Annotated in this window: 12 protein-coding genes; 8 read left to right on the forward strand and 4 right to left on the reverse strand. The window is 68.7% G+C overall.

The window, feature by feature from the left end; translation table 11 throughout:
• Positions 1 to 15 precede the first annotated feature (15 nt).
• A complete protein-coding gene (locus ACIQM4_RS08900) occupies positions 16 to 666 on the reverse strand; it encodes a dihydrofolate reductase family protein (protein WP_401587908.1) in 651 nt (216 codons plus the stop codon).
• A 106-nt stretch (positions 667 to 772) separates the two neighbouring features.
• Positions 773 to 1,204, reverse strand: coding sequence for an ATP-binding protein (locus ACIQM4_RS08905; protein ID WP_401587911.1), 432 nt, complete (start codon positions 1,202 to 1,204; stop codon positions 773 to 775).
• 126 nt (positions 1,205 to 1,330) lie between these two features.
• Here ACIQM4_RS08905 and ACIQM4_RS08910 point away from each other — a divergent pair, with 126 nt between their 5' ends.
• The 8 genes from ACIQM4_RS08910 to ACIQM4_RS08945 all read left to right on the forward strand — a co-directional run bounded on the left by ACIQM4_RS08910 (position 1,331) and on the right by ACIQM4_RS08945 (position 12,028).
• Entirely contained in the window at positions 1,331 to 2,197 is an 867-nt protein-coding gene (locus ACIQM4_RS08910; RefSeq protein ID WP_401588260.1) for a helix-turn-helix domain-containing protein, read from the forward strand.
• Positions 2,194 to 2,439 (forward strand): DUF397 domain-containing protein, encoded by a 246-nt coding sequence (locus ACIQM4_RS08915; RefSeq protein WP_401587914.1) that lies wholly within the window; start codon positions 2,194 to 2,196, stop codon positions 2,437 to 2,439. Before ACIQM4_RS08910 ends, ACIQM4_RS08915 begins: the two co-directional genes overlap by 4 nt.
• A gap of 107 nt (positions 2,440 to 2,546) precedes the next feature.
• On the forward strand, positions 2,547 to 3,773 hold the full coding sequence (locus tag ACIQM4_RS08920) for a cytochrome P450 (RefSeq protein ID WP_401587917.1): 1,227 nt from the start codon (positions 2,547 to 2,549) through the stop codon (positions 3,771 to 3,773).
• Between the two features lie 56 nt (positions 3,774 to 3,829).
• Positions 3,830 to 4,036: a ferredoxin gene (locus tag ACIQM4_RS08925; protein ID WP_401588263.1), complete on the forward strand. Its 207-nt coding sequence runs from the start codon at positions 3,830 to 3,832 to the stop codon at positions 4,034 to 4,036.
• 489 nt (positions 4,037 to 4,525) lie between these two features.
• Positions 4,526 to 7,783 (forward strand): RHS repeat-associated core domain-containing protein, encoded by a 3,258-nt coding sequence (locus ACIQM4_RS08930; RefSeq protein ID WP_401587920.1) that lies wholly within the window; start codon positions 4,526 to 4,528, stop codon positions 7,781 to 7,783.
• Between the two features lie 1,043 nt (positions 7,784 to 8,826).
• On the forward strand, positions 8,827 to 9,036 hold the full coding sequence (locus ACIQM4_RS08935) for a hypothetical protein (protein WP_401587923.1): 210 nt from the start codon (positions 8,827 to 8,829) through the stop codon (positions 9,034 to 9,036).
• Positions 9,037 to 9,857: 821 nt separating this feature from the next.
• Positions 9,858 to 11,189, forward strand: coding sequence for a 3-oxoacyl-ACP reductase (locus tag ACIQM4_RS08940; RefSeq protein ID WP_401587926.1), 1,332 nt, complete (start codon positions 9,858 to 9,860; stop codon positions 11,187 to 11,189).
• Positions 11,190 to 11,194: 5 nt separating this feature from the next.
• Positions 11,195 to 12,028 (forward strand): MaoC/PaaZ C-terminal domain-containing protein, encoded by an 834-nt coding sequence (locus ACIQM4_RS08945; RefSeq protein WP_401588265.1) that lies wholly within the window; start codon positions 11,195 to 11,197, stop codon positions 12,026 to 12,028.
• Positions 12,029 to 12,043: 15 nt separating this feature from the next.
• Here ACIQM4_RS08945 and ACIQM4_RS08950 read toward each other — a convergent pair whose 3' ends face one another.
• Positions 12,044 to 12,703 (reverse strand): TetR/AcrR family transcriptional regulator, encoded by a 660-nt coding sequence (locus ACIQM4_RS08950; protein ID WP_401587928.1) that lies wholly within the window; start codon positions 12,701 to 12,703, stop codon positions 12,044 to 12,046.
• A 210-nt stretch (positions 12,704 to 12,913) separates the two neighbouring features.
• Positions 12,914 to 14,299 carry a dicarboxylate/amino acid:cation symporter gene (locus ACIQM4_RS08955; protein ID WP_401587931.1) on the reverse strand — a complete coding sequence of 462 codons (1,386 nt, stop codon included), beginning with the start codon at positions 14,297 to 14,299 and terminating at the stop codon, positions 12,914 to 12,916.
• Positions 14,300 to 14,505 lie beyond the last annotated feature (206 nt).

A 14,505-nucleotide genomic window follows, 5' to 3' on the forward strand; every position in this document is an offset into this window, starting at 1 on the left:
CCGCAGACAGCCCGGCTACCGCTCCTTGCGCCAGAACAGGTGGTGGGTCACCCCGCTCGGGCTCGGCACCACGTCCAGGTGGAACCGGTCACGCAGCTCGTCCGGCGACTCCCAGAGCCGTACACCGCCGCCGAGCTTCACCGGCGCGACCGCCACGTGCAGCGTGTCCACGAGGTCCGCCTCCAGGAACTCGCGCACAGTCGTCGCCCCGCCGCCCAGCCGTACGTCCTTGCCCTGTGCCGCCTCCTTGGCCCGTGCGAGCACCGAGGCCGGCTCCCCGTCGACGAAGTGGAACGTCGTCTCCCCGAGCGCGAACGAGGGCCGGTAGTAGTGGGTCATCACGAACACCGGTGTGTGGAAAGGCGGTTCGGCGCCCCACCACCCCTGCCACTCGTGGTCGGTCCACGGGCCGCGCTGCGGGCCGAACTTGTTGCGGCCCATGATCTCCGCCCCGATGTTCCGCGAGAAGTCCCGGGTGAGGTAGTCGTCCAGACCGCGTGTGCCACCGTCGTCCGTACGGTTCGGCCAGCTCGCCGTGGCGCCCGCCCACGCCATCAGCTCCCGCGGGTCCGCGTGCCCGAACGGCCGCTCCAGCGTCTGGTTCTCCCCCGCCCCGAAGCCGTCGCTCGACACGGTGAAGTTCTGCACCTTCAACAGCTGACTCATCTGCTTCTCCTGGCAACGGGCGGAACGGTCTGAACGGTCGGAGCGGCCTCGCGGCCTGTCGCGGGCGACCACCGTAAGACCGCTTCGGGCCGCGAAAGTCATCGGCTCACCGGCGACACGAAGTTCCCGGCCACGGCAGTTCCGCCCAGACCGTCTTGCCGGGGTTGCGCTCCGTGACCCCCCACCGGGCCGCCAGCTCCTCCACCAGCAACAGCCCGAGGCCTCCCTCCTCGCACGGCGCCTCCGGCTGCCTGGCCAGCCGACGCTCACCGCGCGCGTCGGACACCTCGATGCGCAGCACGTCGTCCAGTACGAGACGCAGCGCGAAGTCCCGCCCCGGGAGATGACCGTGCAGGACGGCGTTGGCGGCCAGCTCGGCCACGATCGACGTGACCGCGTCGGAGAAGTCGCACCCGTACGGCACACCCCATACCTGGAGTTGCTGTTGCGCGAGCAACCTGGCGAGACGCGCGCCGCGACGGGTGGAACGGATGAGTTGCTCGAACTCGACTACGGGAGCGGGGATTTCGGTGTTCATGTGACAGAGCGTGGTCGGTGCGACCTACCCTGGCCAAGAGGGGCCCGGCGACTGTGGGTAGTTGTACGGGTGCGTGGCGCATGTTGTACGGCAAGTCGTACGTGACTCAGAAGGCGGCACTGAGTGATCCAGCATCCGGAACAGGAACCGACCCCGGAAACACCCTCCCAGGAGGACGGCACCGCGCACCTCTTCAGCGCACTCGGCAAACAGATCAAAGCTTTGCGCGAGCACCGGGGCATGAAGCAGACGGAGTTGGCGACGGCGGTCAACTTCGGCGCGGATCTGATCTCGGCGATCGAGCGGGGGGTGCGGACGCCGCAGCCGGAGTTGTTGGACGTGGTCGATGACGCACTCGGTGCGCACGGGATGTTCAAGGCCTCCGTTCCTGACGTGGTCGAGGCGCTCAAGAAGAACCGAACGCGGCACCCGGACTGGTACCGGAACTACGCCAAGCTGGAGTCGGAGGCGCTGGAGCTGCACGACTACAGCAACCAGACCATCCTGGGCCTGCTCCAGACAGAGGCCTACGCCCGTGCCGTCTTCTCACAACGCCGTCCACTGCTCGACGAAGAAACCATCGAGAAGCGCGTGGCAGACCGGCTCTCGCGGCAGCAGGTCTTCCAGAAGTGGCCGGCCCCCGAGTTCAGCTTCATCCTCGAAGAGGTGGTGCTGCGCCGCCCCATCGGCGGGTACGACGTCCAACGTCAGCAACTACGCAACCTATTGGAAGTCGGTCGGGCGAGGAACGTACAGCTACAGGTGATGCAGACAGAACGCTTCGAGCACTGCAACCTCGGAGGTGCCTTCACACTGTTGGTCGCCAAGAACGAGAAGCACGTCGGCTACACCGAATCGCAGGGCCATCCGCGTCTCATCACCGACTCTCAAGAGGTCCGCGAGCTCGAAGCCCGCTATGCGATCATGCGGACGCAGGCTCTCAGGCCACCCGAGTCGATGGCCTTTATCGAGAAGATGCTGGGAGATCGATGAACGCCGAACATCTCACCTGGTTCAAGTCCAGCTACAGCGACGGCGAAGGCGGCCAGTGCCTCGAAGTCGCCTACGACTGGCGCAAGTCGAGCTACAGCAGCGGCGAAGGTGGCCAGTGCATCGAGATCGCCGCCCACCCCACCACCATCCACGTCCGTGACTCCAAGCTCGCCGACGCCAGTCCCCTGCTCGGCGTCTCGCCCGACGCATGGGCCACCTTCGTCGCGTACGCGCGGAACTGAGGCCGACGGGTCCATTTGGCTGAACATCGCGTAGACCGCATAGGTGCCTGAGGCATCTAGTGGGAAGTGATCGGTAGAGGTTCCTCCGCTTCCCTGTGAGGTTTTCCGTGACTGAGTCGCCCGTGATCGAAACGCGCTCGGCCTCCCCGGCCGAGACGCCTGTCGTCTTCCCGCAGGACCGCACCTGCCCGTACGCCCCGCCGCCCGGGTACGACCCGGTGCGCCAGGAGGGGCGGCCCCTCACCCGGGTCGAGATCTACGACGGTACCGAGGTGTGGCTGGTGACCGGGCTCGCGGAGGCGCGCGCGCTGCTGGCCGACCAGCGGCTCTCGTCGGCGCGGGAACGGCCCGACTTCCCGGTGTTCCAGAAGCGGCTTGAGGGGGTGGAACGGCGCCGGGTCGAGCTGCTCGGCCTGGACGATCCCGAGCACAACGCGCAGCGCCGGAAGTTGATCCCGGGCTTCACGATGAAGCGCACGGCTGCTCTGCGGCCCGCGATCCAGGAGACGGTCGACCGGCTGCTGGACACGATGGAGGCACGGCCGGAGGCGAAGGCGGACCTGGTGGAGGCGTTCGCGCTGCCGGTGCCCTCGATGGTGATCTGCGCGCTGCTCGGGGTGCCGTACGAGGACCACGAGTTCTTCGAGGAGAAGTCCCGGATGCTGCTGCGCGGGCACGGCCGGGAGGAGATCGAGGGGGCCAGGGACGCGCTCGACGCGTACATAGGGGATCTGGTTGAGCGGAAACAGGCCGGGGAGGAGGGGCTCCCGGTGGGTCTGCTGGACGACATGATCGAGGCTTTCCCGAACCGCGAGGAACTGGTCAACCTGGCGGAGATCCTGCTCATCGCGGGCCATGAGACGACCGCGAACATGATCGCGTTGGGTACGTACACGCTGCTGGAACACCCGGAGCAGCTCGCACGGTTCCGCGCGGACCCGGAGGGGGTGCCGGCGGCCTGCGAGGAGCTGCTGCGGTTCCTGTCGATCGCGGACGGGATGACGCGGCTCGCGACGGAGGACATCGAGGTGGGCGAGGTGACGGTCCGGGCCGGGGACGCGGTGGTACTCGCGACGTCGCTGATCAACCGGGACCCGGCGGTGTACGGGACGCCGGACGAGCTGGATGTGGCGCGCGGGGAGAGGCACTTGGCGTTCGGGTTCGGCATCCACCAGTGTCTGGGTCAGAACCTGGCGCGGGCGGAGATGGAGATCGCGCTGAGCACACTGTTCCGGCGACTGCCGGGGCTGCGGCTGGGGGCACCGGCGGACGAGATCCCGTGCAAGCCGGGAGACACGATTCAGGGACTGCCGGAACTGCCGGTGGCGTGGTGAGGGGAGAGACAGTGGACTCCGAGGTTTCCGGCCCCGCCGGGGGTGCCGGCACGGTGGTGCGCATCGAGGTCGACCAGGACGTCTGCATCGGGGCCGGCCAGTGCGTGCTGGCGGCGCCGGAGGTCTTCACCCAGGACGACGACGGCTTGTCGGAGGTACTGCCGGGGATGGAGGACGGCGGAGCCAGGACGATGGTCCGCGAGGCGGGCCGAGCCTGCCCGGTCTCGGCCATCACGCTCCACCCCGGGGCTTCGCCGCACTAACCCGGACGCACTGCGCGGGGGCGCGGGGTTCCCGCACCCCCGCACCCCGCACCCCCTGTGCGCCCGCGCCCCGCGCGACGCGGCCTGCGTGCACCACTGGGGCCCCCGGGCAGGCACGTACGACAACGTACGACAACACCGTGCACTACGCGTGCGGCGACGTGATCCCGCTCGGCGAGTGGTCTGGAAACGGACGCGCCACGGTTCAGCCCGCATATGCCACTGTTCCCGACAGCAAAGATCGCTGCCCCTGCGAACGGTGAGGACAAGCCACGTTCCTCGGTCCCGCCCCTTCCGACCCGCCGCGGAAGCCAGGGCTCCTTCGGGAGATGTCGTGGCATTTCCCCCTGAAGCGGAGGGGCTTATTTCTGCGGGCTTACGTTCGATTTATGGGGGCACGGCCCCGCCTCCATGCGGAATTTGTGTGAAGTTGTGTGCCTCCGGTGACCAAGGGGGCCACCGGTAAGTGACTTTCCGTGGGGGAAGTTGATGCAGAAGCATGCCCATGTACGGGCGAGACGCTCGTTGGTCGTGGCGCTGTCGGTGTTGGCGCTGGGTGCGGGCGCGTTGCCGGCCGCGATGGCTGATCCGGTGAAGCCGCCGCCGGTGCCCGCGTCCTCGGTGTGGGGGAAGGACGCGGCGAAGCTGCCGATCCCGCCGGTGAAGGTCGGCACGAACAAGGCCCCGGCGCCGGCCGCGGAGGCGGCCCCGTCGAAGGACCGCGCCGCGTGGCGTGCCGCGCAGAAGCAGCGCGCCCACTCCTCGCAGAAGGCCCGCCTGGCGGCCCCCGCCGCTCCGCCTGCCGCGGAGGTTCCGAAGGGCCAGGGCGCGGTGCCGTGGCACCAGATCTCGGACTTCCGGATCACCGACTCCCTGGTCGCGCGGGTGAACTACTCGACCGGCAACCTGATGCTCGCCGGCACCGACTTCGACGTCGCGGGTGTGGGCCAGAGCCTGCAGCTGTCACGGACGTACAACTCGATGGACGCCCCGTGGGGCAAGGTCTCCCAGCGCTGGTGGCAGGGTTACGAGCGCTACGCGCAGGTCTCCGACACCGAGTTCGTGTGGTTCGACGCGACCGGCGCGTCGGTGCGGTTCGTGAAGAAGGCCGACGGGACGTTCACGACCCCGGCCGGGTACTCGAAGGACCTGACGAAGAACGCGGACGGCACGTACACCCTCACCGACCGCAAGTCCGGCTCCAAGGACACGTACAACGCGGGCGGCACCCTCACCAAGGTGACCGACCGCAACAACGGCACCATCACGGTCACCCAGCACGACGAGGGCGCGGAGCACAAGGGCTTCAAGCTCACCGAGACCCGCTCGGGCCGCTTCGTCGACCTGGTCAAGACGGACGCCTCACAGTGGCAGGCCAAGGACCACACCGGCCGCACCGCCGTCTTCGACCTCAACCCGGCCGGCGATCTGACGAAGACCACCGACACCGCCGGCAAGGCCACGCTCTTCGACTACGACTCCTCGCGCCGCCTGACGCGGATCACCACCCCGGACGGCCGGGTGACGAACTTCGGCTACGACGCCCAGAACCGCCTCACCTCCATGCAACGCGCCACCGCCTTCAACGGCAACGCGCACACGGGTCCCACCTACTCGTACACCTACGAGTCGGGGAAGACGAAGGTCACCGACCCCGAACAGCACACCACCACCTACGACCTGAACAAGGACGGCGGCGTCACCAAGACCACCGACGCCCTCGGCCACTCGCGCTCATCGACGTACGACGCGAACCACAACGTCAAGACGGCCACCGACGCGATGGGGGTCGGCACGACCCCGGGCAACGAGACCGTCTACGGGTGGGACGCCCGCAACAACCCCACATCCTCCAAACTCCCCACCGGGGCAACCGCGCTGGCGGGCGGCTACACCACCAAGTCGGGCATCGACGTCCCCGGCAACCAGGAGACCCCCGACGGCGAGAAGACCAACTACACCTACGACGCGGCGGGCAACACCGAGTCGGTGGCGGTCACGGGCGCGGGTGGCGGCACGGAGAAGTTCTCGTACAACAAGGCGACCCCGACCTGCGGCGGCTTCGAGGGCCAGCGCTGCACGGTCACCGACGCCCGCGGCAAGGTCACCAAGTTCAAGTACGACGGCGAGGGCAACCTCGTCGAGGTCACCCCGCCCGCCCCGCTCGGCAAGACCACCTACACCTACGACGCGGCCGGCCGCATCGAGACGATGACCGACGGACGCGGCGTCAACGCGGTCTACACCTACGACAGCCGCGACCGCATCACCGAGGTCTCCTCCTCGACCACCACGGTCACCTACGTCTACGACGCCGACGGCAACCTCTCGCAGCGCACGGACGACGGCGGAGTCATCAACTACCGCTTCGACCCGCTCTCCCGCGAGACGATCCGCATCCTCCAGGACGGCTCCCAGACCGAGCTGACCTACACCCCGGCCGGCAATGTCGACACCTACAAGGACCCGGTCGGCCTGGCCGACTACACCTACGACGCCGCCAACCGCCTCACCGCCCTGAAGGACCCGGCGGGCAAGTCGACGACGTACGCGTACAACGCCAACGACAAGCGGACGAAGACCACTTACCCCGGCGGAACCGTGCAGGAGGTCACCCCGGACAAGTCCGGCCGGCCCACCCTGATCAAGGCGACCTCGCCCAAGGGCACGCTCACCAACACCTCGTACACGTATTCCTACGTCGTCGGCACGGCGACGAAGGACGGCACGAAGATCCGCACCGCCACCGACGGGGTGATGGGCCTGAAGAAGACCTACGAGTACGACAGCGCGGGCCGCTTCTCCTACTCCGCGGAGACCAAGGGCACCACGCTCGCCACGTCCTACCAGTACTGCTACGACGCGGCAGGCAACCTCACCTCCCAGGGCTCGGCCAAGGGCTGCCCGTCCGGCATCGCCCTGACCTACAACGACGCCTCCCAGCTCGTCTCCCGCGCCGGCTCCACCACCGGATGGGGCTACGACAAGGCAGGCAACGAAACCGCAGGCGCCAGCGGCGCCGAACGCGCCCGCACCGGCGGCGTCTGGTCCGACCACTCCCAGCAGACCGCGCTGACGGTCGCCGGCAAGACGTACAACGGCCTGTACGGCTCCACCGACCAGTCCGAGCGCCTCTTCTACGGCGACACCACCCTGCACAACGGCCCCCTCGGCCTCGCAGGCAAGACCGACCCGACCGGGGACATGGAATTCAGCCGGGACCCGGACGGAAACCTCAACTCCATGACGACTGCGGGCAAGTCGTACTACTACCTCACCGACGCACTCGGCTCCGTCCTCGCGCTCGCGGACGAGACGGGCGCGAAGGCTCATGAGTACCGCTACAGCCCGCGAGGCGTCGACGGCACGTTCACTGAAAAGGTCTCCCAGCCCTACCGGTTCACCGGCGGCTACCAGGACCCGACCGGCCTCTACCACCTCAACGCCCGCTACTACGATCCCCGCATCGGCCGCTTCACCTCGCCGGACCCCTCCGGTCAGGAGAAGAACCCCTACCTCTACGCCGAAGGCGACCCCGTCAACCGCATTGACCCCAGCGGACTGGGCATTCTCTCATGCATAGGCGGAGGGCTCTCGTTCGTAGGAGGCGCGATCTCCACTGTCGCTGGGGCCGCATCGATCCCCGCGACTGGCGGTCTTAGCACTCCTGCAGCTTGGGGCGCTATCGGCGCTGGACTGGGATTTGCCGGAGCAGGTTTGGGGATGCTGGATGACTGCGCATCGTAGTTCGCACTGGACCGTCAAGGCCCTCTGGATTGGTGTCGCACTGGGAATCATCGGACTAGTCCTCTACGCAATCGACCAACTTACGTAGAAGGCCACTGAAGAAGCCCGGCTGTTATGGCCCTGGACCGTACGGTCCAGGGCCAGTCTTTGGCAGGCAGGTTGAGGGGCCGAGGCGTGCTCCACCTCGACATCATCAACAAGAAGATCTAGGTCTCCCGTACGGGCGATGCCCCACCCCGTAGTTAGGGCCGCGGAACATCGCTCGTGCCGCACGCGGTGATACGGGCAGTCTGGAGCGTGCCGCATCGGTCACCAGTGAATCCCCGCCGAAACTGGGGGCATGTGGATACCGAGTTGGACGTGATGCGCCCGAGTTCGCCTCCGAATAACCTGCCCAGTACGGGCTGCGCGGCGGGACGCCATTTGCCGAGGTAGCTCGACATGCATAGCCCCGCAGCGCCAAAGGAAACCGGCACCTTCGGCGGGAGTGTGCAGCCCGACCTTCAGATCGATTCCGAGGTGGGTGCGGCGCGCTGTGGTCGACATTCGCCATCGAAGTCACCCCGCCCGCCTCGCTCGGCAAGACCACCCCCAACCAGTCCGAGCGCCTCTTCTACGGCGACACCACCCTGCACAACGGCCCCCTCGGCCTCGCACGCAAGACCGACCCGACCCGCGACACGGGATTCAACCGGGATCCCACGGGCACCCTCAACTCCATGACGACCGGGGGCAAGTCGTACTCAGCCGTACCGTCACGCCGACGGTTACCAGGACCCGACCGGCCAGGAGAAGAACCCGTCTGATCGAGGAGTGCCAGCCGTGCGAGACGGCGGCACCTGGCAGTTGTTTCAAGTGTCCACCGGGACCGAGGCTGAGTGGACACTCGTAGTTACCGAGGGGGGTACCAGCACCGTTGCTGACGGAGTCTTCGGCCCAGTCCTCGGAGGTGCGGTGGGAGGGTGCGCCGGTGGGGGCGCGATTGATACTGCGTCCGGCGGAGCCGACGTGCTCTCAGGGCAGACATTTCGCAAGGAGATTTGATGGAACGCAGCAAGCAGCGAATGGCAGTTGCGCTCGGTGGACTTGTACTTGCAGCTGCGTTGATCGTGCTCTTTGTGAACTGGGCACAGACAGCGATAGCAAACAGTGGCCTCAGGATAACGATCGGCGCCGTTCTTATCGTTCTGCTCCTGGTGGGAATCGTCTACTTGTTTGGCTGGGTCAATAAGGGCAAGCGCTCATCCGGCTGACACTCCGGCACACGGACGGGGGGCAGGACGTCGACAGGTGTCTCGCCGAGGTGCAGGCCGGTGAATGCACTGAGGGACTGCGCCACTGGAGCAGCCAAAGCCGGTGGCGCCGGTGGCGGGTGTGACATCGACCCTGACCCAACTGCTCACGCAGTCGCCGCAACAGAAGCGGAGGCTCGAAGATGAGCGCCCTCACCGTTCGCCCTGATCGGTGCAACCCTTGGACTCGTCATCGGCCCGCTGACCGTGCTGCTCGTCAATAGAGGACGGCGACGCCGCTGAAGGATGCGGGATGCGGGCAAGGGTGCGTGGCAAACGGACTGCCTGTCCCGGACATTGCCCGCTTCGGGTCCCACCGCGGCCGACGGAAGGGCTTCAGATGGAAAAGTACTCTGGGCGACTGATGGCATTCCTCGGAGGGCTTGTTGCTCTCGGCCTGGTGTGCTGGCCGATCCTCCTCTGGATGGAAGGCCAGCCCTACCCGATGAGGTTGACGGTGGGAATCGGTCTCCTACTTCTCCTCCTGGGATACATGATTGTGGGAGGGGCCTGGGCAAAGAAGGGGAAGCGCAGTGCCGCTTGAATAGTCCCCGGCAGGTAATCGGCCCCAGTCGTCAAAGCGGGTTGCAAGCGGACGTCCCGAGCAGCTCTCTCCATGCCGTACCGGGAGTCTGTAGGACCCCGGTGAGCGCTCGCGCCGGCACGTGCGCGCCGGGGACGCAGGGCCCTCCGCCACGCCCCCGGTAACGGGCCCCTCTCTGGGTACACGGTCCGGGACAGCTCACGGGAACGGTTGTTCCCCCGCCCAGGGAGTCTCGACCATGGCCGATCGTTATCTACGGTTCGCGGGCACCGCACCCGGCCGTGTCCTGTCCCGTCGGCTGGGGCTTCCGCAGCCCGCGGAGCTGGTGCGGTGGTCGCCCGAACGGCCGTTTCACGAAGGTGACTTGCTGCACCTCACCGCCGAGCCCTCCACCCACGAACAGGCCCTGCGCGACCTCCTCCCCCGTACCGGCATGAAGGTGGTGAGCGCCTCCGCCGCCCCCGCCGTCGTCGTGCTCGACGCCACCGGCCTCGCCGTCGTCGAGGACCTCGCGGGTGTCCACGCCGCGCTCCGGCCCGTCGTACGGACCGTCCGGCCGGGCGGGCGCGTACTGGTGGTGGGCGTACGGCCGTCCCAGTACGACCCCGAACAGGCTGCCGTGCAGCACGCCCTGGCCGGCTTCGTACGCTCGCTGGCGAAGGAGCTCGGGCAGGGGCGGACCGCCCAACTGCTGCGGCTGGAGGCCGGGACCGTCGCCGGGGCCGAGTCCACGCTGCGGTTCCTGACCTCCCCCAAATCCGCGTACATCAGCGGACAGGTCGTCCAACTCGGCCCCTTCACCGAAGGATCCGGCGCCGTCGCGGACTGGAGCCACCCCCTCGCCGGGCACACCGCCCTCGTCACCGGCGCCGCGCGCGGCATCGGCGCGGCCATCGCCACCACCCTCGCCAGGGACGGCGCACGCGTCGTCTGCCTCGACGTACCGCAGGCCGCCCAGGACCTCGAACGCACGGCGGTACGGGTCGGCGGCTCCTCCCTCCCCCTCGACATCACCGCCCCCGACGCGGCGGAACGCATCGCCGAGCACGTCGCCACGACGACCGGCACACTCGACGTCCTCGTCCACAACGCCGGCATCACCCGGGACCGTCGACTCGCCAACATGCGGGACGTGGACTGGAGTTCGGTGTTGGACGTCAATCTCGGGTCGGTGGTACGGACGACCCAGGCACTGGTGAAGTCGGGCCTGCTCGGCGAGGGCGCACGGATCGTCGCCACCTCCTCCGTCGCCGGCCTCGCGGGCAACGCGGGGCAGACCAATTACGCCGCCGCCAAGGCCGGTGTCGCCGGACTCGTGCAGGCCCTCGCGCCCGGCCTCGGCGCGTACGGCATCACCGTCAACGCGGTCGCCCCCGGCTTCATCGAGACGCGGATGACGGCCGCCGTCCCCCTCCTCATCCGGCAGGCCGGCCGCCGGATGAACTCCCTCGGCCAGGGCGGACTGCCGGAGGACGTCGCCGAGACGGTGGCCTGGCTGGCCCACCCCGGCTCGGCCGCCGTCAACGGGCAGGTGGTCCGCGTGTGCGGGCAGAGCCTGCTGGGGGCGTGAGCGCGATGGTGCTGCACATCCTCGCGGGCGCCGCCCGCTCCCCCTTCAAGCGGACCCCGGGCGCGGGGGCACCACTCTCCGCGCCGCCTCTCGTACGCAAGGGCGTCCAGCTCGGCTCGCAGAAGCTCGCACCGTACGCCCGTATCTGCGGCTTCGACCGCGCGGCACCCGTACCGCTCCCCTACCCCCACCTCCTCGGCTTCCCGCTCGCCATGCGGATCATGGCGGCCCGCGACTTCCCGCTGCCGCTGCTCGGGCTGGTACACACGGGCATCGAGATCACTCAGCGGCGGGCACTGAGCCCGGCCGAGAAGGTGGACGTGACGGTGTACGCGGACGGGCTGCGCGAGCACCGGCGCGGTACCGAGGTGGAGATGGTGACGGAGGTACGGGCACACGACGACGTACCGGGCGGCGCGGCGGAGCCGGTGTGGGAGTCCCGGAGCACGTACCTGGCGCGGACCGCGTCCCGCACCCGGGCCGACCCGCCGAAGGGCACGCCGGACGCCCCCGCCCCCACCGCGCGCTGGGATCTCCCCGGCGACCTGGGACGCCGCTACGGCCGCGTCTCCGGCGACCTGAACCCCATCCACCTCTCGCCGCTCACCGCCCGCCCCTTCGGCTTCCGGCGGCCCATCGCGCACGGGATGTGGACGTTCGCACGCTGCGTGGCGGAGGTGGAGCCCGCCGAAGCCGCCCACGTACGAGCCGACTTCAGGGCCCCGGTGCTGCTCCCGGCCCGCGTCTCGTACGCGGCGACCGGCGACGGCGGCTTCGAGCTGCGGGGCACGGACGGCAGGCTCCACCTGCGCGGGTCGGCGACGGCGCTGCTCGGCTGAGGCGGACGGCAGCCGTCAGCGCGGGCCCGGCCCCGACATCGATGTCGTCTCCCGCGCCGAGCCCGTCGGGGACCAGCTGACGCCCTTCATCAGGTTCTCCAGGCCCGCCCAGGCGAAGTTCATGAGGGTGGCGGCGGCCTCCCTGGCGGTCACCGCCGGAGTGTCGTTGGCCCAGCCCGCCAGGGACTCGGCGGCGCCCACCAGCGCCTGCGCGAGACCGGCCACCTCGCGGTCCGCGAGATGCGGATCGCAGCGGGCCTCACGGGCCGCGTCCCCGATCAGGTGGGTGACGAAGGCGACGATCTCCGCACGCATCGCGGCGACCTCGGCGGCGAAGGGCTCACCGTGCGTACGGGCCTGGCTGTGCAGGACCGACCAGCCGTCGGGGTTCTGCGCGGTGTGCGTGAAGAAGGCGGTGAGCCCCTCCCAGAGCTGCCGGTCGGCGGGCGCGTCCGCCTCGACCCCCGCCTGCACCGCATCCACGAGCGCCTTGGCCTCCCGCCGGATGCACGCGGTGAACAGCTCGTCCTTGGAGTTGAGGTACAGGTACACGAGGGGCTTGGACACCCCCGCCAGCTCCGCGATCTGATCCATCGACGCGGCCCGGTAGCCGAGCCGTGCGAAGGACTGCACGGCGGCATCGAGCATCTGCTGCTCCCGCACGGCCCGCGGCATCCGCTTCCCCCGCCCGGGCCCCCGCCCCGGCCCGCTCTCCGCCCCACCCGCCGCTGTCACCCTGTCGGCCCCCACCATCGCCCTGTCCCCTTCGCCCCGCCGCATCCCGCCCGATTGACGCCCGGTCAAGCCTACGGGTCCGGGCAGCGCCGAAGGGCCCCCGGCCGAGGTGCTCGGCCGGGGGCCCTTCGAGGGTGGTGCGGGCGGTGCTTACGCGGGAACCGGCTCGCGCTCCTTGGACTCGACGTCCACCGCGGGCTTCGCCTCGTGGTCGTCGTCGTCGATCGGGGACGCGCTCGCAGAGTTGTACATGTCGTGGTCGAGGATCTTCTCGCGGGACGAGACGATCACCGGTACGACGACCTGACCTGCAACGTTCGTTGCCGTGCGCATCATGTCCAGGATCGGGTCGATCGCCATCAGGAGGCCGACGCCCTCCAGGGGCAGGCCCAGGGTGGAGAGGGTCAGGGTCAGCATGACCGTCGCGCCGGTGAGGCCTGCCGTGGCGGCCGAGCCGATCACCGAGACGAAGACGATCAGGATGTACTCCTTGATGCCCAGCTGCACGTCGAAGATCTGCGCGATGAAGATCGCGGCGAGTGCCGGGTAGATCGCGGCGCAGCCGTCCATCTTCGTCGTCGCGCCGAACGGCACGGCGAAGGACGCGTACTCCTTCTGGACACCGAGGCGCTCGGTGACCCGCTGGGTGACCGGCATCGTGCCGACCGAGGAGCGGGAGACGAAGGCCAGCTGGATGGCGGGCCAGGCGCCCTTGAAGAACTGGATCGGGCTGACCTTGGCGACCGTGGCGAGCAGCAGCGGGTAGACGCCGAAGAGCACCAGTGCGCAGCCGATGTAGATGTCGGCGGTGAACGTCGCGTACTTGCTGATCAGGTTCCAGCCGTAGTCCTCGATGGCGTGGCCGATGAGGCCGATGGTGCCGATCGGGGCCAGCAGGATGACCCACCACAGGGCCTTCTGGAGCAGTTCGAGGATCGAGGAGGACAGGTTCAGGACCGGCTTGGCCTTCTCGCCAAGGGCGAGGGCCGCGATGCCGGCGACGACCGCCAGGAAGACGATCTGGAGGACTTCCAGGTCCTGGAACGGCGTGATGATGTCCGTCGGGATGATCCCGGTGAGGAAGTCGATCCAGGAGCCGGCGCCCTCGGGCTTCTTGCCGTCCGCGGCGGTGAGGCCGGTGCCGGCGCCCGGGTTGGTGACCAGGCCGATCACGATGCCGATGGCGACCGCGATCAGTGAGGTGATCATGAACCAGAGCAGCGTGCGGGTGGCGAGGCGGGCGGCGTTCTGGACCTGCCTGAGGTTGGTGATCGACACGAAGATCGCGAAGAAGACCAGCGGGGCGACGGCCAGCTTCAGCAGCTGGACGAAGAGGCTGCCGACGGTGTCCAGGGTGGTGGCCAGCCAGCCGATGTCCTGGCTGTTGGCCAGCCAGCCGAGCAGGACACCCAGGACGAGACCGGTGAGGATCTGCGCCCAGAACGGGATCTTCGATATCGGGTTCTTCTTCTTGGGCTTCGCAGGCTGCTGATCAGCCTGGTCGGCCTGGGGCGCGGGCGCTGAGGACGCGGACACGGACACACTCCGGTGAAGGAAGCTGCGGGAGAGCAGGGAGGTCGAGAGAGAAGGAGGTCGCGCTGAGCTTCGAAAGCCTGGACTTCGAGAACTTCAGACGGAGCGGCGACACGCGGCCGAGACACGGCGGCAGAGATCGACATCGAGGCGCGCCACGAGCGGAACGCTCATGGGGTTCTGGGGCGCGGCGGATGTCGTCATGGCGA

Source organism: Streptomyces sp. NPDC091272, assembly GCF_044757485.1.
GTDB lineage: Bacteria > Actinomycetota > Actinomycetes > Streptomycetales > Streptomycetaceae > Streptomyces.

Coding starts and splice junctions, on each gene's coding strand:
- ACIQM4_RS08900 (WP_401587908.1), bottom strand. CDS start 666: ATGAGTCAGCTGTTGAAGGTGCAGAACTTCACCGTGTCGAGCGACGGC.
- ACIQM4_RS08905 (WP_401587911.1), bottom strand. CDS start 1,204: ATGAACACCGAAATCCCCGCTCCCGTAGTCGAGTTCGAGCAACTCATC.
- ACIQM4_RS08915 (WP_401587914.1), top strand. CDS start 2,194: ATGAACGCCGAACATCTCACCTGGTTCAAGTCCAGCTACAGCGACGGC.
- ACIQM4_RS08930 (WP_401587920.1), top strand. CDS start 4,526: ATGCAGAAGCATGCCCATGTACGGGCGAGACGCTCGTTGGTCGTGGCG.
- ACIQM4_RS08935 (WP_401587923.1), top strand. CDS start 8,827: ATGGAACGCAGCAAGCAGCGAATGGCAGTTGCGCTCGGTGGACTTGTA.
- ACIQM4_RS08940 (WP_401587926.1), top strand. CDS start 9,858: ATGGCCGATCGTTATCTACGGTTCGCGGGCACCGCACCCGGCCGTGTC.
- ACIQM4_RS08945 (WP_401588265.1), top strand. CDS start 11,195: ATGGTGCTGCACATCCTCGCGGGCGCCGCCCGCTCCCCCTTCAAGCGG.
- ACIQM4_RS08950 (WP_401587928.1), bottom strand. CDS start 12,703: ATGCCGCGGGCCGTGCGGGAGCAGCAGATGCTCGATGCCGCCGTGCAG.